Consider the following 23,213-nt stretch of genomic DNA (forward strand, 5'->3'; position numbering starts at 1 on the left):
GTCCAAGCCGTTCGCCGCTACCTGAACCAGTTCCGTCCCGCCGACGGCCGCGCCCGAGCGGCCAACACCTCGCAAGTCCGCCCAGCGGCTCCCACAGCCCCAGCCCCGCCCAAACCTCGCCGCGTGGTCCGCTGGCTCATGACCCGCCCCGACCACCTGAGCAGCACCGATGCCACCCACTTGCAGCGCATCCTGGAGCGCAGCCCCGGCCTTGCGGCCACCGCCCGCCACGTCCGCGCGTTCGCCCACATGATGACCGAGCTCCAGGGCCACCACCTCGAGACGTGGATCGCCGCCGTCCGCGCCGACCCGCTACCCGCCTTCCACGTCTTCGCCAACGGACTCCAACGCGACCATGACGCCGTCCGCAACGGACTCACCCTGCCCTACAGCAGCGGCGCGGTCGAGGGCAGAGTTTGCAAACTCAAGTTCCTGAAGAGGCTCATGTTCGGTCGCGCGAACTACGACCTCCTCCGCGCCATGGCTCTGCACAACTGAGATCACCGAACGTGATCGCTCCCCATTGATCGCGCCAGAGCCCAAATCCCTGATCGTCGACACTGCCGCTTCGCCAGAGCGGCTGAGGTGTCCTGATGAGCACGGCAAGCAGCAAGATCCCGTCGGCTCCCCGCCTCGCCGGCATCCGGTCCCGCTGGCTCAGTGCCGCGAGCACCAACCTCCACGACGACCCCGGAGTGGCCGGCGCGGCTCTGGTCGGGTCGCTGGGCGCGGGCCGAGCCGACGACTGGAGCGACATTGATCTGCTCGTGGTCGTGAACGACGCGCATCCCGACGATTACGCGGTACTCGGCCGTCTCCCTTCCGGTTCGGGGACCTTGACGGCGGCCTTCGATGCCCGCCACAACGGCCCTCGCGGCATCAGGGCGATCAGCGGACAGCATCTCGTGGACGGACTTCCGCTCTGGGTCGACTGGCACATCCACCCGGTCTCGCAGGCGGCCTGGCCTGCCGACAGCGTGGTCATCTTCGACCGGCGAGGCTTCGACCGGATCCCTGCCACCTTCTCCGAACTGCTCAGCACCGGCGAATTCGAGCTGCCGACCCTCAGGCAACCCATCGATCACCAGATTGCGCGGCTGGTGATGGTCCCGATCGCGGGCAAGCGGATCGCCCGTCGCTCGCCGGAGACGGCCCGGATGATCGAGTTTCTCGGAGGCCCCTACACGCTCGTCGCCTCCTGGCAGCACCACCTTGCCACGCTGCGCCAGCTGTTGGATGGATTCGCGACGCTCGGACTGCCCGACAGCGTCGCTGCCGGGCACGCCTACCTCGACCTCGTGACGGAAACTCTCGACTGACGCCGACCGATTCGCCGCCTGCCCGGCGGCGGAGCACGGTGTGCAGCATGTCGTCGGTGATGACGGGCGGCCGACCGCCGTGCTGCCCTTGCGGGCCGCCGCGTCGAATCCTTCGAGGGTCCACTCCCGGACGTTCTCGGGGGTTGAGGAACATCGGAATGCGACGCGGTAGCCGCACCCCGATAGGCGCGTCTCGGGGGTCACAGCCAGTGAGGCCGTCGGCCAACGAACGTCACGGCGTGGGGCTCCAGGACCTCATCGCGATCGTCGCCGACCTCCGCAAGCGCGGCATCGGCTTCCGGTCGCTGAAGGAAGCGCTCGACACCACGACCGCCGGCGGACGCCTGGTCTTCCACGTGTTCGCCGCCCTGGCGGAGTTCATCCGTGAACTCATCATCGAGGGCACGAACGAGGGCCTGGCGGCCGCTCGCGCTCGCGGTCAGCGTCTCGGCCGGCCGCCCGCGATGACGCCCGAACAGGTACGCCACGCCAAGGCCCTGCTCGCCCAGCCCGACGCGACCATCGCCTCGATCGCCCGGCTGCTCGGGGTCAGCCGGTCCACGATCTACAAGTACGTGCCCGAGCTGATGACGAGCGTTGACGGCCAGACCATCGACGTCCCCTCCCAACGCCTCGAACTCACCGCAGAGACCGATCAAGCGAGTGGCGGCTCGCCGAAGCTATAGAAGTCCCGGGCCATCTCGAGGCGATGCTGACTCGGCAACAGAACCCGCAGGTTCCGCAGCGGGGTGAGCGGGAGCGCGAGGACCGAATGCCACCCTCGCTGGCCCGGGCCAGGGCGCGGGCAAGGCGGGAGCGTGCCGTGCCGCGCGGTGCTCGGGCAGTCGCGTGAACACCGTGCCGACAGGGCATGGCTGGGTTGAGGCCCGTCTTCTTCTGGCGTGGCCACGCCAGACCGCCGTTGAGGCGATGGACGATCATGAGAAGCGCCGCGTACCCGGCGACGCTTCTCAGTGCACGCTACTGACGGGCGCGCCCTTTGCGCTCTCCTCGGCTTCTGCGCGAGACGAACCACCACACGATGACGGCTTGCACGATGCCGGCGATCTGAAGCGGGGCCCACACCAGGACCGGGATCAGGCCGTTGAGCGAGTCGGGCAGAGCTTGGAAGCTGATGGCGTCGCTGCTGAAAACGAGTATCGGGATGATGCTCGTGGGGAAGCTGAGCAGCATCAGCGGCCACATGGCCACGCTGTCTTTGCCGGACAGCATGGCTATCAACGCCGCGGCACCGGCGACGACGATGAGGACGGCATAGGCGGCGGCGGCCCGCTGCGCGATGCTCAGTCCCTTAACCCAGTTCACAAGGCGTATCCGTTCTCCGGAGGCGCAGGGTGTGCACGAGATGGCACCGCGCACACCCTGACCGTGTTGCAGGTGACAGGCTAGGCGGGTTGCGGTCCTACATGGACCAGCCGCCGCCGTAGGTGACGCCCCACCAGTAGCCGTAGGCGATGGACCAGCAGTCGGCTCGCCTGACCCCGTAGGCGGGGCAGGTATTGTCCTTGAGCACCGAGTACAAGATGGAGTCCGCGGCGGCCTTCTTCGACTTGTTCCACTTGTCGGTCTTGCTCTTGTAGATGATGCCGTAGCCGTAGTCGTGCATGTCGCACGCGCTCTCGAAGTTGTAGCCGCGTGGCCGGTCGGGAGCGTTGGAGCAGTGATCGTTCTTGACGCCCATCACCCACTTCTTGGTCGGGGTGACCTTGCGGGCGGGGGTCAGGAACCTGCCACCGTATTCCATCGGGACGGGGCCGAAGTTGCAGCCGTCGCGCCCGTACAGGTATTGGGACATGTACTGGCACTTGGCCGAGGCGCGCAGCCCGACGGTCGCGGGCTGGGTGGCCGTCTTCAGCTTGCCGATCGCCTCGTAGGTCAGGTTCCAGGAGCCTAGCGCGGGGGTGTTGAGCGCGGTGATGTTGCCCTTGGTGTCGTAGGTGTAGGTGCTGACCTGGACCGGCTCGTCGTCAATCTTGCGGTTGTCGGTGACCTGACGGAGCCGCTTGGCGTTGTCGTAGCCGTAAGTGACGGCCTCGCCGCTCGCGCCGCCCCCGGCGGGGGTGAAGCCGATGGCCTTGAGCTGGCCGGTCACATCGCCCAGGGCGCTGCTGGTCGCCGTGGTGGCGGTGGCGTAGGTGAAGGTCACCGTCGCGCAGGCAGCGGTGATGCAGTCGTCTTGCGGTGTGGCCGGGGCAGCCAGGCGGCTGTAGCGGCCCTGGGCGTCGTAGCTGATGACGGCCACGCCGTCGGCGTTGCCGATCTTGGTGATCAGGTGGTCGTCGCCGACCTTCGTCCAGGTGTAGGTCAGCGTCGGGGCGCCTTCCCCGGCCGCGACCATGGTCTGGGTGAAGCCGCCGTCGGCGTTCTTCACCACGGTGTCACCGTTCGCGGCGGCGAAGGTGCCGGGCTTTGCGGCGTCGGCGGTGAATCGGGCGGACTCCTTGCCCAGGTTGATCTGGATGTAGCCGTTGCTGCTGTAGTCCTTCAGGCGGTTGCCGAGGATGCCGCCCAGCGGCTCCAGCCGCCAGTTCGGGCCCAGGACGGCCTCGTTCGGCAGCGTGAGGTCGATGCGCTGGCCGGCGCTGTGGCTACGGGTGACGATCAGCCCGGTGTCGGTGAAGTCCGTGGCATCGGTGATCCACACGCCGGTGTCGGTGTCCGCCCGGCCGGGATACAGGTCCTCCGGAGCGGGCCCGGGATCGGCCGGGTCGTCGCCTTCGCCGGGGGTGAAGGGCTCATCCGAGGTGACTTCCAGCATGGGTGCGTCGAGGCCGTCGGTGTTCTCGGTGGCGGCGAAGACGCGGTAGTTCTTGACCTTGGTCTCGGTGGGCGCCTGCAGCACCAGGCCGTGGTTGGCGGTCCCGGCAGCCCACTTGGTCACGATCGGGGTGACGTCCCAGGTCATCGTGCCGGTGCCGCAGGAGCCGAGCTGGGAGCCCTCGGTGGAGGTGACGGCGTCCTCGGTGGTGTTGGACGGCTGCGGGGTCCAGGTCTGCTTGGTGGCGTCCCAGAAGTCGGTGACGCGGCGCACCTGGATGCCGGCGCCGACCTTGGGGCCGCATGCGGGCGCGTCCAGATTGGTGAGCTTGAGGACGGCCTTGCTGGGCGTCTTCAGCCCGGCGGTGTTGAAGCGCAGGTAGGCGCGGGCTTTCTCGCCGTCGGCTTCGGTGCCGGCCTTGAGGTAGCCGCCGGAGACGTTGTTGCCGTCGAAGGCGCTGTTGACGTCGGTGTCTCCGTTGAGGGGCAGCACGACGGACGGGTCGACGGTGACCGGGTAGGCCGTGGCGGGGTCGGCGAGGAAGCTGTCGGCGGGCTTGAGCACCAGCGTCTTGCCGTCGGCGGTGTTCTGCACGTCGGTGGTGATCTCGCCGACGCGGTCCTGACCCTGGCCGCCTTGCGGGGCGCTGCGCGCGAGCTTGCCGCCGCGGGCGCGGTAGGCGTGCGGCGAGGTGGCGTCGTACATGACCGGCTTGGAGGAGGAGGCGATGACCTTGCCGCCGTCCTTGAACGCGAGCTGGCCGCTGCCGTTGTCGGCGAGGGTGAGCCCCTCGGCCGCGACCGGGATCTTGATCTCGACCGGGCCGGCGGGCCGCCGGTTGAGGACGATGTCGAAGCGCAGGCCGGTGGGCAGCGCGGTGGCGACCAGGTCGCCGGCGCCGTCGGCGGCGACGCCGCGGTAGACGGCCTTGCTGCCGTCCAGGACGGGCTTGGGCAGGTCGCCGTCCCAGCCGAGCTCCACCCCGTCTCCGCCCTCGCGCATCAGCTGGGCGAAGGCGTCCTTGCCGCCGCCGGAGAAGCGCACGTCGCCCTTGGCCGCCTTGGGGTGGATGGCGGCGCCGTCCTCGATGAGGTCGGTGTCGATGTCGGCCCAGCCGCCGTCGTCCTGCTTGATGCGGATGGGGCCAGCGTGCAGTTCGGTGACGGTGCGGCCGTCGGCACCCCGGTAGGTGGTGGAGGTCTCGGTGCGTTCCACGACGGCACGCTTGCCGTCATCCGTGGACGGGAGCGTGGGGGTGGGCGTGGGCGCCGCGTAGGCGACCGTGACCGTGCCGAGCACGGTGAACGCGGTGAGCGCGCATGCGGTCGCCAGCCTGCGGGAGGATCTCATCAATCACCCTTATGGGTATAAAACGGACAAAGCGACCGCAAAGCTAGCACCTGGACTCACAGGAAACTTTCAGGAAAGGAGGCCGTGACCGCGCCGAGACCGACGCCACGCGATCAATCCCGAGGCTCGAACTCCTGATGCTGCGGAGGTACCGCTGCACGCGAAGGACCGCCGGGACAGATGGGGCCAGCGGGAATGTGGGGCAGATCACCGCCCAGACGCGTCAGCTTGTCGTTTTAGTTCTGACCTTCGCTTATGCCGTGTCAGAGTTGTTGTAATGTTGCGCCATCATCCGGAGGATGTCGCGGGCGGTCGTCGTTAAGGGGTGGTCGCTGCCTAGCGCCCGTCCACAGTCGGTGAGGACAACCTCGAACAAGAGACGAGCACGGTCCAAGTCCCCAGCTGCCGCGTAAGCGGCGGCCAGATTGTGGCGAGTGATCAGGGTATGAGGATGATCGGAGCCCAGGATCCGCTCGCAGTCGGCGAGCGTGGCCTTGAACAAGGGAATGGCCCGGTCTGGATCCCCCATCATCCGGTAGGCGTTGGCTAGGTTGCTGCGGGATTGCAGCGTGTCGGGGTGGTCGGTGCCGAGCACCCGCTCCCGATCGGCCAGCGTGGCCCAATACAGGGGGATGGCACGCCCCAGATCGCCCGCCGACTCGTAGGCGCAAGCCAGGTTATTGCGGGATTGCAGGGTGTTGGGGTGGTCCGTGCCCAGTACACGCTCGGAGTCGGCGAGCGTGGATTCCAGCAGGGGGATCGCCTGCCCCAGATCGCCCTGTACCGCGCCTGTAGGTGCCCGGAACTCGGCCGTTGGGGCTGGCCTGGGGTTGGCGTTCCCGTTCTGGAGGGCATGATCGCTGTTCATGGCGCTGCGGTTGCTTTATCTGATCTTCGCCCGGCTCGCGGGTTGGTTGGTGTTGCTGGCTCGCTCACAGCAGTCGAAGGACGTGGAGATTCTGGTCTTGCGTCATCAGCTCGCGGTGTTGCGTCGGCAGGTGGCGAGGCCGCGGCCGTCGTGGTCGGATCGGGCGGTGATCAGCGCGCTGGCGCGGCTGCTGTCTCCCTCCGGTCGTCGGCGGTTGTTCGTGACACCGGGTACGCTGCTGCGCTGGCACGCCGATCTGGTACGGCGGCGCTGGACGTTCAAACGCCGCAGCCAGGGGCGGCCCGTTACCCGCGCCTCCATCCGGGCCTTGGTACTTCGTCTGGCCCGGGAGAATCCGCTGTGGGGTTACCGACGGATCGCCGGTGAACTCGCCGCGCTGGGCTACCGGGTGGGAGCCTCCACGGTGTGGCTCATCTTGAGGAAGGCCGACATCGACCCAGCGCCACGACGCGCGGGCCCGACCTGGAGTGAGTTCCTGCGCGCTCAAGCCACCGGGGTCTTGGCCTGCGACTTCTTCCACTGCGACACCGTACTGTTCAAGCGCCTGTATTGCCTGGTCATTATGGAGCTCTGCACCCGCAGGGTGCACATCCTTGGTGTCACCAAGCACCCGACCGGGCCATGGGTGGCACAGCAGGCCAGGAACCTGATGATCGAGCTGGGGGACAAGGCGGAGGGGTTCAGGTTCCTCATCCGCGATCGGGATACGAAGTTCACCACGATGTTCGACGACGTCTTCACGGCCGCAGGCATCCGCATCATCAAGACACCACCTCGCGCACCGCGGGCCAACGCTTTCGCCGAACGCTGGATCGGGGGCCTGCGCCGCGAACTCCTTGATCGGATCCTCATCGTCAACGCCCGCCACTTACGACGCGTGCTGGCCACCTACGAAACCCAGTTCAATGAGCATCGCCCCCATCGCTCTCTGGGCCAGGCCGCTCCACTGCGAGCCCTTCCCGACCCGGTCGAAGACGATATCAAGGTCATCCGACATGACCGCCTCGGCGGGCTAATCCACGAATACGCGCAGGTCGCATAGGGTGGCCGAGTTCTTGGCACCCACAGGACGTGATGCTCAGGGTCTACGCCAAATGCATCGACGGACAACGAGACGTCGCGAACCAACGCATCCTCGACGCCCTCGAAGCAGCATGATCGCGAAGGCAAGCAGAAGGACCCCGAGAATCGCTCTCGGGGTCCTTCTATGTGTAGCGCGACCTGGGTAAACGCGCCAGGAGCCATTCCGCGCATAGTCCGGGATGGGTGGCATACGGCTGCGTTCGGCGGCATCTGCCTACCTACGCGGTGCAAGCTGTATCAGGGAGAAACTCCAGCTCAGAAGCCAGATTCAAGGTCAAGGATGGTAGGGCGCCCGGGGCTCGAACCCGGAACCTACGGATTAAAAGTCCACGGCATTAATGTCGGGCCCTGCCAATCCATATTCTAATGTACCACCCTCGGCGTCAATGTCGCCCATTGAAATGTCCATGAATGACGCCCCGTGCCACGCCGAATCGAATGCCGAAGAGCAACCACCGAGCAGCCGTATGGCGCATGCGCAAATTTGACAGTCCGGTTTCGATGGTAGGTAGGTCGCATCAGCTTGCCGGAACCAAAGGGCTGCGGAGCCGCTTCTCGCAGCAGACCTTGGGGCGATCATGCCCGAAAGGTGGATCTATCGTGAGTCAAGCCGCCTCGCCGCGCTCTGATGGATTGTGGAGTGGTGGTCCCAGTGGATCGACCTGCGAGACAGCTGAAGCGCCTGACGATCCTCGTATTCACACTCGCTGATCGCCTCGCCGAAGAAGCCTCCGTCGACACGGGCCACCTTCCCACGCCGCGGCCGCTCGCACGCCCCGCCTGGCCTATGCGATTTGTCGACGGCACCCCCATCGGGATCGACCGCGTGGTCGACCAGGAACCATACTACTCGGGCAAGCACAAATGCCACGGGGAGAACGTCCCGATCGTCGCCGATTCCGTCGGCCGGCTGATCTGAGCGTCGCCGGCTGCGCCCGGGGCAGTGCACGATCTGACCGCCGCCCGCGATACCAGGCTGATCGACGCCCCGGCCACCGGTGAGATGATGACCGGCGCCGACAAGGGCTATCAAGGGGGCGGCCCCATCCGGACCCCGTTCACGCATCACCGGCACCGGCCGTCGTGCGCCCCAAAGGATGCTAACTGGGCCCACGCGCGTATCCCCGGTGTGGGAGAACGCGCCGTCGCGACCTTGAAGACGTGGAAGATCCTGGTGAAGCTGCGCTACTGCCCGCGCCGCGCTACTGCGATCGTGCAGGCCATCCTCATCCTGCACGCCATCGAAACCAACCGCTACCCAGGATGAAAAGCGCTCACTGCTGGGGTTTGCATCCGAAGATTCTTGAAAGAATCCGTTCCGTCGCAGCCTGAGGTCCTATGCTCCAGCTAAGGCCCACGCTTGAGTAGGCGAGCTTGAAGCATGCTTCTGCCAGACCCCGCTGCTAGGTTCACCGAGAAGCCAAGCAACTCACGGTAGGAACGATGACGACCGATAGCCACCGCAGGACCTTCATCGCTCGCGCATTGCAGGCCTATGAGGAGGCACCAGCCCCCAAGGAAACCCTTACGCTGCAGCTCCGTGGCGGAACCGTCCTGCCGGTGGTCGAGATTCCATTGGAGATTCCTGTTCTAAATCAGGACAGCTTCCGGATCGCCCCCCAGCTTGACGATCACCCGGCGTGCGCCCAGGTGAGGGCTGATCCGTACTCGCCCGAATCTCAGGTGATCATCGCACAGCTCGTCGAGGAAGTTCATCGGTACTCCGACGAGCTCAAGGAGAACCTCGTACAAGACGGCCAGCAACAGGCGGGTTTGATCACGCGTGACGGCAAGTTGATCAACGGCAACACTCGATGCGTCCTGCTCCGTCAGCTGGACAGAGAAGGACGTGGCAGCGCAACCACTCTCAAGGTCGCGGTACTTAATGACACCCTGTCTAACAGGGAATTGCTTGAAGTCGAAATGCTGCTTCAGCAGCAAGTAGAGCTAAAGGACTCATATCGCCTCACTAATCATCTGATGATGATCAAGAGGCTGCATGAAGCGGACATGACGGACGAACAGATCGCGCGTACCTTGCGGCTTCGCGCATCGAATGGCCAGACTGGAGCTCAGCGTATTCTAGAGCGCCGAGAGATTCTACGGCTGATGGAACGTGCTCGTCGGCTCGTCTTCCCACCGATGCCCATGTCGGTCTTTGCTAGCGATGACGACAAACTCCAGAACTGGCAAGAGCTACTCAAGAAAGTGAAAGCCACGGAACAGAATGTCGGCACGGTGGCGGCAGAGCATCTAATTGCAAATTGGCTAATTGCGTATCTAACCGGAAATAGCTCGGTTCATAAGCTGCGGTTCGCCACGGATAGCTTGATCGAAGACCACGTGCTCCACGAATTGGGTCAATACAAAGAGCGCATCATCCCGCAGAGCGCAGATCTACCAACAGTCCAGGCGCCACCCCCCACGGGCATCAGCCTATTGGATGATGACGACGATATTGCCGACGACAATCACCAGACGAATCCCGAAGTTCGGGCCCTGCTTAACGTTGTCGCTCAAGCACGTCAGGCTGATCAGAATTCCGAGATCTTGCTTTCTACGGGCCAACGCACGCCCGCTGCAGACGTTCTTCAAGAAGTTGGTGGTCGGGTACGCAAAGGGCTGGACATTGAAAAGCGTAAGAACGCTGCCGGCGATCGCCTAATGAGGCCTAGCGGGCATCTAAATACCGCAAAGGTGCAGCTTCGAGACGCCCTTAGGGCCCTTGAAGACGTAAAGGGGGACTCACAGTTCGAAGCCAGCAAAGAGTCCGTCCTTGAGCTGATCGCCGAGATAAGTAGCCTTATCGCCGAGCTGACCTCGGCCCTAAACGGCGTTCCCGTACAGCGGACTCTTCCCAACGAGTGAGAATACGGGGTTCGATGAAGCCGACCATTAGCTTGAGCCTGCAAGGAATCCCACCGCAAATACAGGTTGATCGGATCAACGTCGATAATGACGCGTGGGAAGACGTTCTGATTGCTCTTCATGATGGATCATCTTCCACGGGAATAGACACCCGGATACGACCTGACAGCCTGATATCCCGGCGTCGGATCCTGAAGGGAGTTCTGCGTCGGCATCAGATATCCCTCGAAGCGGACGCTGGCGTTGTCGATCTACTTACGCGAGCTAATAGCGACTCTCGGGCGCTTCGCACTGTCATCTCTGGCGGGGCTAATCCCAAAGGAGTTGCGGTCGCCCCTACCATTCCCTCAGATCGAAGGGCTTCACGGTTTCGGCGCGACCTTCGCGACTTCCAAGTCAGAGACCTTACGAAGCTCAAGAGCCTTCCCCATGGGGCAAACTTCTCAGTTCCGGGTGCTGGCAAGACGACCGTAACGTTTGCGCTTCACGAACACGAGCGCTCAACTGGACGTGTCGATCGCTTGCTGATCATAGCTCCGCTGTCAGCCTTCGATGCGTGGCAGGAAGAAGCAAGCCAGCTCCATGATCCGCCTATGTCTATATCTAGATGGGCCGGTGGACCGATCCGCGACGCGGATATTGTGCTCATTAACTACCAGAGAATCGCTTCGGCAAAGGTTCCGCTAAGCATATGGATGCAGGAACACTCAGTCCATCTCATTGTAGACGAGGCGCACCGGGCCAAGAGAGGGATAGGCGGCGAGTGGGGAAGGGCAATCCTAGATATTGCGTCGCAAGCATCCCGCAGGGATATCCTCACAGGGACTCCCGCACCCAATCATCCTAGGGATGTCAGAGCGCTCTTGGATATCCTTTGGCCGAGTGGCGAAGTAACGCAAAGTCTGCCGAGCAGCGCTTTTCATGCGGAACCTTCAACACGTTCTCTTGCGGAGCTGAACATCTCGCTAAGCGGGCTTTACGTACGAACGACCAAACAGGAGCTAGGGCTTCCGAAGACCAAAATCGATCTTGTTCGCGTGAGGCCTGGACCCATTCAAAGAGATATCTATGACGCGATGCGTAATAGATATGCGGGAATGTTTGACCTCGACCGTAGAGACAGTGCAATGTTCTCCCAGATGGGCGAAGTCGCAATGTATCTGTTGCAGGCGGCCAGCAGCCCACGCCTGCTAGCGCAGGACGCAGACCCGGGCCGCGCCTATCGCTACCCACCGCTTGCGATTCCTCCGGGAAGCCGTCTTGCACATATCGTTGAATCGTACTCCCAGCACGAGATTGCCCCCAAAATTGCGCAAGCCTGTGCGATGGCACGAGAGAACGCTTTGGCTGGCGAGAAGACGCTCATCTGGTCTAACTTCCCCGATAATCTGTTGGACCTCGAGCAACAGTTGTCTGGCCTAGCTCCTGCGCTCATTTATGGTGCGATTCCGAGCATCAATGATGCTCCTATCGGTATTCGGACCCGAGAGCGGGAACTAGAGCGATTTCGCAATGATCCTCAATGCTACGTGCTTCTTGCCAACCCAGCCGCCATGTCCGAAGGTGTGAGTCTGCACCAAACATGTCACCATGCGATCTATGTAGATCGAACTTTCAATGCGGGTCAGTATCTTCAATCCATTGACAGAATTCACCGCCTGGGACTCGCGCAAGATGTCGTCACCAAAGTGACCCTATTGGTCACCGAGGGGACCATCGATGAGCGAGTGTCGCGTCGTATTGAAGATAAAACTCGAAGGCTCGCACGAATTCTCGCGGACAACGGTCTCGCACAGATGGCCCTACCGGATGATGAAGATTTTGGTGCACCTATTGACGAGCCAGCAGACCTCGAAGAGATCCTACGACACCTTCAGGAGTCGTGGACTCGGTAAGATCGGTGACTGAAAATGGCACTGTCAGCTACCACCAGCTTTGCAGCGCACTCCAAGTCGCCCGCTTGATAGATGATGATGGAAATATCGATCAAGTAATTCACTCTACCTATGTCCACGCTCTAACTGGAGGCAGATATCAGATTGAAAGCCTCAGTGATGCGCAGCAAATACTCCAACGCGCTGGCCTCCTGAGGCGGGGTGGAGGCGATCGGGTGGTGCCGGATGCACGGCTGGCCGCGATGAAGGCTCTCGACGATCATCAAGCGCTAATATTCCTCGCCATCTCCCTTGGTATAGAAAGCCCCGTGGCGCGTCGACTTGTACACAAGGGAGAATATTCGAAGCCAGCAAACTTGGCGAACATTGACCCAGAAGCTCGCGCCAGAATCGGGGCCTTGGGTGAGGAATTCGTGAAGGCTGCTTGCGAAGCAGAACTTACGGACCTCGGCCGCGACGATCTAGGTAAGCAAGTAGCTCGCGTGAGCCTAATATCCGACGGGTTTGGCTATGATATTAGCGCGCCTAACATACGAGGCGAACTACGTTTACTAGAGATAAAAACTCAGTGCGTACCTAGCTCGTCTCAGTTTAGGCTCTACATTTCGCGAAACGAATATGAGGTTGGCAGAACCGAGGCAAATTGGGCACTAGTTTGCTGCGACATGGCCGGGGCTTCTGACGGTGACATTTCTATAGCGGGGTGGTGCCGAGGGGAGACTCTGGGGCCATACCTACCCGAAGATCACAACGGCCGGTGGACCGAGGCCATGGTTGTTTTGCCGCGGGGGGTGCTTCTCCCAGGATTCCCAAGCGCAATACCCTAGAACGCGCTGATCTGCCCCGCGGGAGAACAGCTATCTGACGTCGCCTTTTGGACTAGGGTTTTCGGGATCCGGATGGTTAGTAGCGCCTTAGGTTCCAGCTTCAGGAGTCCGTCGCCATGTCGCCGTGCAATCGCGGTCAGTGCAGCTTGGCCATCATGCCCTCGGAGCCACCGTACAAGCGCCCTGCGATTCTCCTCGGAATCAAAAAGTTCGAGAAGGCGCAAACCGTAGAGCGTATTGGTAGGAGTGGCACCAATACTATTCAGCATCACGCGGAACCTCTCCTTGCTCATAGGACTCACGATGATATGAGGGGTCGGAATCTGCTCTAGTTCATACCAAACAGACCGAGTCTTGCAGAGGTAGGCCTCAGGCACCCCTGCGGCCTCGCCGGCGGTCAGAAGTCTATTGACTGCCGGATTAGCTCGATCTGTGGACGAGACGCGCAAAATCCAGCTACGTTCCCCCTTGTCTCTCAGTTCGCGATGAAGCTCTGCCGAGAAGTCGTCACTCTGAATTTCTCGGATCCTCGCAATCGCAGGTGCATAAGTCCAGGTAGGCAGCTCGTTAATCTGTTCATCCGTGAGCAAGAAGAATTTGTTGTTGCCCGTCGCCACTCCCCTCCTAACTGAAGCGATATCTTTCAGTGCAATATGCTCGGTAGTGCCATTAATGGGGTCTACCGGTGGTGTCAACGAACTCGGCATCAAAGTTGCAGGCTCGCCTCCAGCACGGAATATCTCAATTGAGGGTTCCGCTTTAAAGACACCCGATACTCGCTTAGCCTCCCAAATGCGAAGCGCTTGTTCTCTCCCTGCACGAGGGCCTACAAACAAAAGCATCGCGGAAACTTGCGCGCCAGGGAAAACGATTTCACTGTCTGGAAAAAGGTGAATTTCGACGAGTCGCTCGGCCTCATTCCAAAGATATGTTCTAACCGACCTAGCGTAGTCCGCTTCCAACCAGTTCACAGGGAGAAGAAGGCATAGCGAGTCCTCATCGCGAAGCGAACTTAGTGAGGCCGCTAGGAAATAGGTCGAGAGCCCGGACCGGCCTGATGGAGAAAGCTGGCCTGCAGCGTTGGACGCGTCTGTCTTTTCTTGCTTGGTAAGTAGCTGATGCCTGGTGTAGGGCGGATTGCCGAAGATCAATCTCGGTCCCTCCATCCGCACCCACTCGTCCGCCAGCCAACCTAGAAAGTCGGTACGCCAGAGACGGAGACGCGCAGAGAGGCCGTGGATTTCCGGGCGAGCCGAGGCGGCAAGCAACCCTAGGGTTACTAGGTTAATGTCTACGGCATTGACCCTGGCTTCAGGCCAGATTTTAAGCGCCACCTCGCTAAAAGCACCGACACCTGCCCCCGGGTCAGCAATGGCTTTGGCCTGCACGTGATGATGACGTATCAAGGTCTCAATGTATGCCATGATGTCGGCAGGGGTAAAGAACGTACCGAGCTTCCGACGATTCTTGCCAGCAACAATTCGTTCATATACAAGGCCGAGGATCTCTCGATTGGCATCGAGCTCAGCAATGATGGCATCGGTCAGCGCATCTTCAAGCGCTGGTGCCGCATCCATCCACTTGTTAATGTCGGCTGGCCAGCTACTCGTATCCATCTCCCTGCGGATCACCAGTGCTTTAGCCACCCCGCCCAAGGCCCCAAGGAGGCGTCGCTCTGCCGCATCGGCGCCGCGAACAACCTCTTCGTCTAGAGGTCCAATCCCTCTGACCGGATCTACGCACCATGCAATTATCTTTGATACAAGCGCGCTGGTTTCCATTTGAGGTGAGGCAGTTACGTTAGACAACTAGAGGCCTAGATCCTGTGAAGCCGAACAATCCGGGGAGCGTATTGGGGTCGATTGATCGTATCACGCTCGGCGCCAAGAATCAGCATGACCTTCAAATATGTCCTAGAGCTGACTCGGCGGCAGTCGTGCGTCGCTATACCTCATGGGCCTGCCCTTGCCGGCTATGATGATATGATCCGAGTTTGGCCGCTCCGGTCTCGTGCTCATAATTGAGGCTCCTAGAACTTGTATTGATCGGCGCAAGTTTCTTCGGATGTTATTTGGCGAGCCGCTCAGTTGACAGTAGTCAAATCTCATTGAGATGGCGTGCAGGATAGAGTGCCGCAGTGCCGCACAATTCCCTGGCAGGTCATCTGGGGTTGAGAACGCTCTCGTTGAGTGGGCACTCAGATATCGATCATCCAAACTTACGCGCGTGCCATTTTCGGCCAACGGTAGCGACGCGCGAGACGAGCTTGTACCGCTTGATATCTCATCGCGTGGTGCTTGATCTGCGGCTTTGACCTCCGGAGGCCCCGCAGGCAAGATCGCAGTTCGTGTCGGTTCGTTTGGTGCATCTGACCTTGATCCGGGTGTTTGGCTGGCTGGTGTCGCTGGGTCGTGGTCAGGCGTCCAAGGATGTCGAGATCATGGTGCTCCGCCGCGAGGTGGCCGTATTGAAGCGTCAGGTCGGCCGGCCGAAGCCGGACTGGGTGATCCGGGCGCTCTTCGCGGCCTTGGCCCGCTTCCTGCCAACAGCGCTGCGAGCTCATCGGCTGGTCACCCCTGGCACCCTCTTGGCCTGGCATCGTCGCTTGGTCAAACGCGCATGGACCTACCCACACCACGCCGGCCGTCCTGCGATCAGCAGGGAGGTTCAGGAACTGGTCCTCCGCCTGGCGCGCGAGAACCCAAGGTGGTGTCCGCGTACGGCCTCATCCCCCGCAGGAGTAGCGCTGCCAGGCCGCCCGGTCCAGGGCGGCGACCGCGATATCGGCCCGCGTCTTGATCCCGGCCACTGTGATCGGGTGGTCATGCGAGACCGCGAACACCTGGTTCAGGCCTCGGCTGAGGCACTGCTGTCGCAGGACGGTGTTGTCGCCGTAGGCCTCATCGCCGCGCACCCAGCCGAAGCACAGCAGCACGTCATCGGCGGCGCGTTCGATCATCGTCCAGGCCAGCTCGGGTTTGGTCGCGAATACCGCGTACTGCGAGGCGTCGGCCGCCACCAGCTGCGCGGGCTCGGCGAACCAGGACGCGGGCAGGTGGAGTTCCCGGTCGATCATCACGCGGCTCCCATCAGGGGCGGCGTAGGCGGCGAACACTCCGATCTGGCAGTTGGTGATCTTCCCTGCAGTGCCGGTGCATTGCCGCTGCACCCCGCAGAGCAGTGGCCCTTCTTCTCAAACCCGGTGTCATCGACCACCAGCACCCCTCCAGGCAGCCGAGACGCTCGCCCACCTGGGCCCGTAACGCGTCCCGTACCGCATCGGCATCCCACCGGGCATGGTTGAGCAACCGCTGCATCCCATCCGGCGTCATATCCCCGGCATATTCGGCCAGCGATCAGCTGTTCTTGCGTTCCAGACCACTCAGCAGGCCCCTATGAAGGCCCGCGCGTTGCCGCGACTCACTGCGGGCGAAGAATAGGGCCAGCACCTGGGAGAACAACTCATTCAGCGCATCGCCCCACTCAGCACCGACACCCTGGGCTACCGTGGACGGCACGGTCGCTGCCGGATCGCCTTGGTACGTCACAAGGCCATGGTGTCGGCGGTGGTCGGCTAACGTCCGGGCCTCCGCCCAGCCCGACCTCTCCAAGTGCGGCTGCAGTACTAACCCTAACCATTAAGGTCTCGAGTTCTCTTCACGGTCGATAGTGGCACAAACGGGCCACCTTGATCGGGCATATCAATGGGAATGCATGCGCAACGGACGCGATACCCAGCAACTCGTGGCACCCTAGAGCCATGAGTTCGCCGCCACCTCAGCGTCGCCCCCAACGGCCAAAGCCTCCGACGGTCAAGCGCAGCGTCTACTTCTATCGAATCGATGCGGGTGCCGACGAGACGGGCATCCCGAAGAACATCGATGCCGATCTTGACGCTGGGCTTAAGGCAATCGATGACCTTCCCTTCGACTCTGTAAATCGTCGATATATGAACCAATCGGATGGCAGCAGCTTGTGCGCGTGGATAGACGCCACGGGAGAAGTAGTCAGGCTGCGGCTCGGGACTATTAGAAAAAATGCTCTTCCACAGTCGGAATTGGGAGGCACCCTCCGCAATCTCGCACTCGACACAGACGAAGGACTGTGTGAGACGTCGCATATTTGTCTCTTCCCTGATGGGATCGTCGGGGTGGAGCACAACTTCTACGGCCCCCGCGCAAAGCGCTTGCCCGTATATATGGCGCACGCCCTTTCTGGAGCAATTCCGTCATTCGCGATGGAAGCTTTGCTTAATCACAATACAGCCAAGCAATTGGAAGGAAATAAATCTGTCCGCAAGCTGACATTGCGCGTCCGTAAATCCTATACGTCCACTATCGGTGAGGCTAGCAGGTCTCTTGGGGAGGCCCTCGATGCTGCCGCCTTGGGAAGCGATGCTGCAGTTGTCGGACTCATACTCCAGCCGGAGCCTTACAAGAGGGTGGACCTCAAGGCGGATCTGATTCACTTCTTGCGCCGAATCATGCTTAAGGAGGATCTTCGTGAGCAGACTCGGGAACTCAAGGCGACCATCGTCGACGAGCAAACCGGAAGAGCTGATGAAATCAACCTGCTTGAGGATCAGCTCATCAGCAAGAAGACGATTCTTCGGCAAACCTCGCGATCTAGGGTGCTCAACAGCGACGATGCTTACCGAAAGATAGAGGAAGCCTACAGAGAGCTACGCGAAGATCTTTTGTCGGCCTCGTCCGCTAGTGTGTCCTCAAAGGGGTAAAGCCAATCTCCCGAAGAGGTGCAACCGATGGTGTGGCGGCGACTTCCCTCCTTCGCTAAAGAATTCTGCGCATTCGCCGCTATATCCGTGATATTCTATCGACTATCACATCTACCGGAGTTGGATGGCCTGCTGCGAGGCATCCTTCTAGGTCGCCGTAAGGAGATCTATGCCGCAACTCTCGGACTCCATGGAACGCTTCTAGGCTTCATTATTGCGGCTATCACTATCGCTCTGACTTTCGTAAGCTCTCCCAGATTTGAAATATTGCGCAGGACTGAGCAGTGGCCTCGCCTGTTTGGCTCCTACACAAGAAGTGTGAGATGGGCCGCTATGGCCACTCTCCTATCGCTAACAGCGCTACTGGTTGATAATGACACCAATCCGAATCGGTTTGCAGCGGCTCTCTGCTTTACTGCCATTCTCTTTGCGGTATTAACTATTACGCGCATGCTATGGGTTACCGAGAAGACCGTAAGGGTCGCAGTCGCCGCGAAGCCCAGGATGCCAGGAGAATAGCTTCGTCAAGTGGAAGCTGCTGGATTGTGCGCCTGCCGATAATTCCGTCCGGCCAGGTCATGGCCTTGCGAAGCCCCGGACGGCATGGGAGGCCTCCGCTCGTTCGTGAAGGATGACTGGTGCGGCATGATGATCGTTCATTCTTCTTCGTCTGGCCTATCTGACCGTCACGAACGCGTTCGCCGCGCTACGGCTACTGCCGATGAGTGATCATGACAAGGATGTCGAGATTCTCGCTTTGCGTCATCAGATCATGGTCTTGGAACGGCAGCTCGGTGCCGATGTGCGGGTAGGGTTCGCCCCTGAAGACCGCTTCTTCTTGGCGGCACTTCTGACCTCGTTGCCCCGCACCGTCTTACGTCAGCTGCGGCTTGTCGTCCGCCCGGACACCATCCTGCGCTGGCACCGCGAGATCGTGAAACAGCAGCATGCCCGGACCTGCCGGCCGAAGCGACGAGGGCGCCCGCCCACGGCCCGCTCCATCCCGCACACTCGTGCTGCGCTTGGTCCGGGAGAACCCATCCTGGGGCTACCGGCGGGTGCACGGCGAACTCACCACACTCGGCCTCAAGGTCGCGCCGTCCACGGTCTGGGAGATCCTCAAGCAGGAAGGCGTCGACCCTGCACCCGAACGAGCCTCCACCACCTGGGCCGACTTCCTGCGCACGCAAGCCGAAGCGCTCGTGGCCTGCGACTTCATCGCACCAGCCACCATTGCCGGGCAGCGCCTCTACATCCTGGCCGTCATCGAGCACGCCACCAGGCGTATCCGCGTGCTGGGCACCACCGCCCATCCGGCCGCGGCCTGGGTATCCCAGGCGAAAAGAAGCCTCGTCATGGACCTGGAGGATGCAGGCTGCCGGGTCCAGTTCCTGATCCGCGATCGGGACGGCAAGTTCCCCGCACTCGTGAACGAGATACTCGCCGAAGCCGGCATCCAGACTGTGCTCATCGGCATTCGGATGCCGCGGATGAACTCCATCATGGAGCGATGGGTGCAGACGTGCCGCCGCGAACTCCTGGACCGCTGCTTGATCTGGAACGAACGCCATCTACGCCACGCCCTGGCCGAGTACGAGAAGTTCTACAACGAGCATCGTGCTCATCAGGCCCTCGATCAGGCGGCTCCACTTCGCGGCGTCCCCGGCCCGATCCTCGAACCGGCGCGCATCCTCGACCTGAACGTCAGCCGACGTGACCGACTCGGCGGCATCCTTCACGAATACTCACACGCCGCTTGACCTGCACGGACGTAATTTTCGGCAGGCGCAGTGTCCCCAGCCGATCCAAGTTGCTTACCGCTCGTTCGACCGGCAGTGGCTCATCCCGGACAACCGGCTTCTCGTCATGGCCCGTCCGCCGCTCTGGCAGGTCCGCTCCGAGCGCCAGATCTACGTTTCGGAGCAGGACGTGCACGAGATCACCGACGGTCCCGCGCTGGTGTTTTCTGGACTAATCCCCGATCTGCACCATTTAACGGCAGGAGTGGCGGCGTGCGTCCGCTCTGGCGCGATTGCCAGGGCAGCGTTCCCAATATGACCCGGGACCTGCTCGAACACCTCCACATTCGGCTGGGCATTCCCGTCTGCGCAGATGACGTGCTGGCGTATATCGCGGCGATCACCTCACACCCCGGATACACCCGCCGATTCCGAGAGCATCTTCGGCAACCGGGCGTCCGCGTCCCGCTCACCGCGAATCCGACGCTGTGGAATCGCGCCGTAGCCATTGGACGCGAGATCCTCTGGCTCCACACCTACGGCAGCCGCTGCGTCGGTCCCGCCGCCGGGCGGGGACGCTCAGAACGCGCCCTTGTCGAACGATTCGGCGTCAAATGCCTGACCTCCGTCAGAGCACTTGGTGACCGGCTCGGCGAGCACCTCGACTATGACCCCAGAGCACAGATACTCACCGTGGGCAGCGGAACATTGGCCCCGTACGCCAAGAGGTCATCGACTACACGGTCTCCACCCGGCGCATCGTGTGGCGGTGGTTGAACGACCGGACCATCCAGCCTCGAAACAAGCGCCGAACATCGGGCCTCGACGACATCACTCAGACCTCCTGGAACCGGGAGTTGACACTCGAATTCCTGGCGCTTCTCTCCGTCCCAACCGGATGCGTCCTGAGGCACCCTGAGCAGGACCAGGTACTGGCCGACGTGTGCTCGGGGCCGCTAATCGGTCAGGCCGACCTCGCCGCTGCTGGCGTGCTCCCGGTCCCGGAATCAGCGACGAGGCCGCCGAAGCCAACGCAAGATGGTGCTTGGCCTCTTCCTGACGTCTGACCTTAATCAGCGGGTCCTGGATTCGAGTCTGTTGCGTACCGGCTCTGTTCAGGCCCGAACCCCGTCTGTGGGATCGCGACTGAACTGTGCTAGCGCCGAGACGAGGCTGGCTGGGGCGAGTGACACGGATGGTGGCTCAGCAGGGGTTGCAACAGGCCAGATCACCCGGCGTTTGAGCCGCGTGTCGGCTGTTGCTGCCGGGAGCTGCGAGATATGGAATTTCCCGAACGACGTCATGTCTTCCTGATGCGCCCGTCTTGCAGATGAGGAGGAGGGCAAGATGGGTGAGCCGGTGGTGTACAAACGGTGCGGTTGCTCAGCTCAGGACAGGGCGTGCCCCTTCCTGGCTGATGAAGATCACGGTTCGTGGTACTTCGCGATCCAGGTGCTGGGCCCAAACGGACGCAAGGAGCGGGTGCGGAGGGGCGGCTTCCAGGCAGCGGAGCACGCCATGCAGGCTGCCCGCGAACTCGCTGCCGCCGATAGTCCTGGTTCGGTGAGCGCAGCGTTCACAGTGGCGCAGTGGCTGCGCCACTGGCTGACCACTCTCCAACCTGTCCGCGAGCGGACGAGGCAGGGTTACGCCGATCATGTACGGATCCACCTGATCCCCGGCTTGGGCCGGATCCCGCTCGGGGAACTGGGGCCAGTTGACCTGCGGCGCTTCTTCGCCAGCCTGGTTCAACGGCGCACTCGGTACGGCAAGGCGCTGTCGCCGTCCACCGTGCAGCGGATCCACGCCACCTTGCGGGCGGCACTCAACGAAGCGATTCGCGAAGGTTTGATCGACACGAACCCGGCGCGCCGGTTGCGGCTGCCGCGTACCCGGCGTCCCCATGCCCAGGTCTGGACTCGAAGCCGGGTAACGGTGTGGCAGGCCACGGGGCAGCGTCCGGCGGTGGCGGTGTGGACGACCGAATACCTGACGGCGTTCTTGGACTATGTCCGTGAAGATGCCCTGTATCCGCTGTGGTGGTTGGCTGCCCTGCGCGGCTTGCGTCGCGGAGAGCTCGCCGGGCTGCGGTGGGTGGACATCGGCCTGGAAGTTCGCGAGCTCACGGTCGTCCAGCAGCTCATCCACGTCAATGGCCGGCTGCACGTCGTCCCGCCTAAGAGTGAGGCGAGTCAGCGCACGATCGCCTTGGACACCGAGACGATCCGCCTCCTGCGCCGCCATCAGCAACGCCAGCGCCAGAAGGGGCTGGATGTCGCTGGCTGGGTGTTCACCCGTGAGGACGGCCAGCCGATACGACCGGACTACCTGACCTACCGGTTCCGCTATCTGGTGGCGGCCAGTGGACTGCCTCCGGTACGGCTGCACGACCTGCGGCACGGCGCTGCCTCTACCGCGTTGGCCGCGCATGTGGACCTGCGGACGGTCCAGGGCCAGCTCGGGCACGCCAGTATTGTGCTGACCTCCGACACCTACACCTCGGTCCTGCCCGAACTCCATCACGAGGCGGCCGAGGCGACCGCACGCCTGGTCATGAGCACAGCGCGAAGGACAGGTCACCGGCTGCGGAAACGCACACTTCGGCTCCGGCGTCGCCCCACGAACCGGCCGCCACGCTAAGAGGTCCTAACAGAATGGTCAGCGGGCGAGGCGTCGCCAGCAGATGATCGCCGCGGCGAGCTTCATGAAGGCTTCGTGGATGTCGTCGCGGACTTCCCAGCGGATGCGCAGGCGGCGGAACCAGTGTAGGAGTGCGATCGTTCGTTCGACGACCCATCGGTGGATGCCCAGGCCGGAGCCGTGTGGGGTGCCTCGGCGGGCGATGATGGGTTTGATGCCGGTGCGCCAGACCAGGCGTCGGTACTTGTCGTGGTCGTAGCCGCGGTCGGCGTACAGGCAGGCGGGCCGCTTGCGAGGCCGTCCCACCCGGCCCCGGACGGGCGGGATCGACTTGATGAGTGGCATGAGCTGGGTGACGTCGTTGCGGTTGCCGCCAGTCAGGGAGACAGCCAGGGGGATGCCACCTCCGTCGGTGATGACGTGGTGTTTCGAGCCCGGCTTGGCGCGGTCGACCGGGCTCGGGCCGGTTTTGGGCCGCCTTTGAGCGCCCGGACGTGCGAGCTGTCGATCACCGCCTTGGACCAGTCCAGATGGCCGGCGGCGTGCAATTCGGCGAGCAGGAGCTGGTGCAGCCGATCCCAGACGCCGGCCTGGTGCCAGTCGCGTAGCCGCCGCCAGCAGGTCATGCCGGAGCCGGAGCCCAGTTCCTGCGGCAGGAACTCCCACGGGATCGCGGTGTAGAGCACGAACAAGATGCCCTGCAACGCCAGCCGGTCATCCAGCCGCTTACGTCCCGGATGGTGCCGGCGCCGCTCCGCCTTCGGCAGCAGCGGCTCGATCCGTTCCCACAGACTGTCCGGCACGATCCACGGTAGTTGCTCGCCCTTCTTCACACGAAGATCAACGACCAGCAGCGCTACAGGACACGGTTCTAGATCATTTTGTTAGGAGCTCTAAGCACAGTGCTGGAAGGCTCCGTAGTGCCGCATGTCCCAGGCGTGACCCAGGTATGACCCATCTCTTGATTCTTTGATCAAGGGGTGGGTGAATCTGCACGTCAAGGTGGTAGGGCGCCCGGGGCTCGAACCCGGAACCTACGGATTAAAAGTCCGCAGCTCTGCCAATTGAGCTAACGCCCCTTGCAACATG

16 protein-coding genes, 2 tRNA genes and 2 pseudogenes are annotated in these 23,213 nt (G+C 62.3%); 12 read left to right on the top strand and 8 right to left on the bottom strand.

Features of this window, described 5'->3' with window-relative positions; all coding sequences use genetic code 11:
- From HNR40_RS39985 to HNR40_RS39995, 3 genes are all read left to right on the top strand, one after another.
- Nucleotides 1-498: transposase (locus HNR40_RS39985; protein ID WP_221341423.1), on the top strand; the 498-nt coding region annotated here is incomplete at its 5' end.
- Nucleotides 499-593: 95 nt separating this feature from the next.
- On the top strand, nt 594-1,319 hold the full coding sequence (locus tag HNR40_RS39990) for a nucleotidyltransferase domain-containing protein (protein WP_184971002.1): 726 nt from the start codon (nt 594-596) through the stop codon (nt 1,317-1,319).
- 239 nt (nt 1,320-1,558) lie between these two features.
- Complete coding sequence (locus HNR40_RS39995) at nt 1,559-2,005, top strand: recombinase family protein (protein ID WP_312896686.1); 447 nt, start codon at nt 1,559-1,561, stop codon at nt 2,003-2,005.
- Between the two features lie 295 nt (nt 2,006-2,300).
- On the opposite strand, the gene HNR40_RS40000 is transcribed toward HNR40_RS39995, so the two are convergent.
- The 3 genes from HNR40_RS40000 to HNR40_RS40010 form a co-directional block, all read right to left on the bottom strand.
- A complete protein-coding gene (locus HNR40_RS40000; protein ID WP_184971004.1) occupies nt 2,301-2,645 on the bottom strand; it encodes an SCO4225 family membrane protein in 345 nt (114 codons plus the stop codon).
- A 97-nt stretch (nt 2,646-2,742) separates the two neighbouring features.
- Nucleotides 2,743-5,448, bottom strand: coding sequence for a phospholipase A2 (locus tag HNR40_RS40005; RefSeq protein ID WP_184971006.1), 2,706 nt, complete (start codon nt 5,446-5,448; stop codon nt 2,743-2,745).
- A gap of 253 nt (nt 5,449-5,701) precedes the next feature.
- Nucleotides 5,702-6,316, bottom strand: coding sequence for a tetratricopeptide repeat protein (locus HNR40_RS40010; protein ID WP_184971008.1), 615 nt, complete (start codon nt 6,314-6,316; stop codon nt 5,702-5,704).
- On the opposite strand from HNR40_RS40010, the gene HNR40_RS40015 reads away from it, so the two are divergent.
- Nucleotides 6,315-7,379 carry an integrase core domain-containing protein gene (locus HNR40_RS40015; RefSeq protein WP_184971010.1) on the top strand — a complete coding sequence of 355 codons (1,065 nt, stop codon included), beginning with the start codon at nt 6,315-6,317 and terminating at the stop codon, nt 7,377-7,379. The two genes, HNR40_RS40010 and HNR40_RS40015, sit on opposite strands and share 2 nt — an antisense overlap.
- 322 nt (nt 7,380-7,701) lie before the next feature.
- Here HNR40_RS40015 and HNR40_RS40020 read toward each other — a convergent pair.
- Nucleotides 7,702-7,798 (bottom strand) — tRNA-Lys (locus HNR40_RS40020).
- Nucleotides 7,799-8,176: 378 nt separating this feature from the next.
- On the opposite strand from HNR40_RS40020, the pseudogene HNR40_RS40030 reads away from it, so the two are divergent.
- The 4 genes and pseudogenes from HNR40_RS40030 to HNR40_RS58000 form a co-directional block, all read left to right on the top strand.
- Nucleotides 8,177-8,687: pseudogene (locus tag HNR40_RS40030) on the top strand (transposase family protein); the annotation flags it as partial.
- Between the two features lie 176 nt (nt 8,688-8,863).
- A complete protein-coding gene (locus HNR40_RS40035) occupies nt 8,864-10,288 on the top strand; it encodes a hypothetical protein (RefSeq protein ID WP_184971015.1) in 1,425 nt (474 codons plus the stop codon).
- 14 nt (nt 10,289-10,302) lie between these two features.
- Nucleotides 10,303-12,183, top strand: coding sequence for a DEAD/DEAH box helicase (locus tag HNR40_RS40040; protein WP_184971017.1), 1,881 nt, complete (start codon nt 10,303-10,305; stop codon nt 12,181-12,183).
- Between the two features lie 242 nt (nt 12,184-12,425).
- On the top strand, nt 12,426-13,010 hold the full coding sequence (locus HNR40_RS58000) for a protein NO VEIN domain-containing protein (RefSeq protein WP_376773577.1): 585 nt from the start codon (nt 12,426-12,428) through the stop codon (nt 13,008-13,010).
- Here HNR40_RS58000 and HNR40_RS40050 read toward each other — a convergent pair.
- Nucleotides 13,007-14,791 carry an Eco57I restriction-modification methylase domain-containing protein gene (locus HNR40_RS40050; RefSeq protein WP_184971021.1) on the bottom strand — a complete coding sequence of 595 codons (1,785 nt, stop codon included), beginning with the start codon at nt 14,789-14,791 and terminating at the stop codon, nt 13,007-13,009. The genes HNR40_RS58000 and HNR40_RS40050 overlap by 4 nt on opposite strands.
- A gap of 944 nt (nt 14,792-15,735) precedes the next feature.
- Nucleotides 15,736-16,191, bottom strand: a complete 456-nt coding sequence (locus tag HNR40_RS40055) for a transposase (RefSeq protein ID WP_246510107.1) — start codon at nt 16,189-16,191, stop codon at nt 15,736-15,738.
- A gap of 579 nt (nt 16,192-16,770) precedes the next feature.
- Between HNR40_RS40055 and HNR40_RS40060 the strand changes: the two genes are divergently transcribed.
- From HNR40_RS40060 to HNR40_RS40080, 4 genes and pseudogenes are all read left to right on the top strand, one after another.
- A complete protein-coding gene (locus tag HNR40_RS40060) occupies nt 16,771-17,745 on the top strand; it encodes a hypothetical protein (protein WP_184971025.1) in 975 nt (324 codons plus the stop codon).
- A 1,058-nt stretch (nt 17,746-18,803) separates the two neighbouring features.
- The gene (locus HNR40_RS57575; protein WP_221341426.1) at nt 18,804-19,505 is read left to right on the top strand and encodes an integrase core domain-containing protein; all 702 of its coding nucleotides are present in this window, start codon (nt 18,804-18,806) and stop codon (nt 19,503-19,505) included.
- Nucleotides 19,459-20,261: pseudogene (locus HNR40_RS58005) on the top strand (type ISP restriction/modification enzyme). The gene HNR40_RS57575 and the pseudogene HNR40_RS58005 overlap by 47 nt, the downstream one beginning before the upstream one ends.
- Nucleotides 20,262-20,831: 570 nt before the next feature.
- Nucleotides 20,832-22,124 (top strand): tyrosine-type recombinase/integrase, encoded by a 1,293-nt coding sequence (locus HNR40_RS40080; RefSeq protein ID WP_184971030.1) that lies wholly within the window; start codon nt 20,832-20,834, stop codon nt 22,122-22,124.
- An 18-nt stretch (nt 22,125-22,142) separates the two neighbouring features.
- Here the strand turns inward: HNR40_RS40080 and HNR40_RS40085 are convergent.
- Together HNR40_RS40085 and HNR40_RS40090 are read right to left on the bottom strand one after the other, a co-directional pair.
- Nucleotides 22,143-22,930, bottom strand: a protein-coding gene (locus tag HNR40_RS40085; RefSeq protein ID WP_376773578.1) for an IS5 family transposase whose coding sequence is annotated in 2 segments (ribosomal slippage) — nt 22,143-22,597 and nt 22,597-22,930 — 789 coding nt in all. Because the reading frame shifts where the segments join, the coding sequence is not laid out codon by codon here.
- A gap of 197 nt (nt 22,931-23,127) precedes the next feature.
- Nucleotides 23,128-23,203: transfer RNA gene (locus HNR40_RS40090), tRNA-Lys, on the bottom strand.
- Nucleotides 23,204-23,213: the final 10 nt, after the last annotated feature.

The sequence above is a fragment of the Nonomuraea endophytica genome, assembly GCF_014203235.1.
GTDB lineage: Bacteria > Actinomycetota > Actinomycetes > Streptosporangiales > Streptosporangiaceae > Nonomuraea > Nonomuraea endophytica.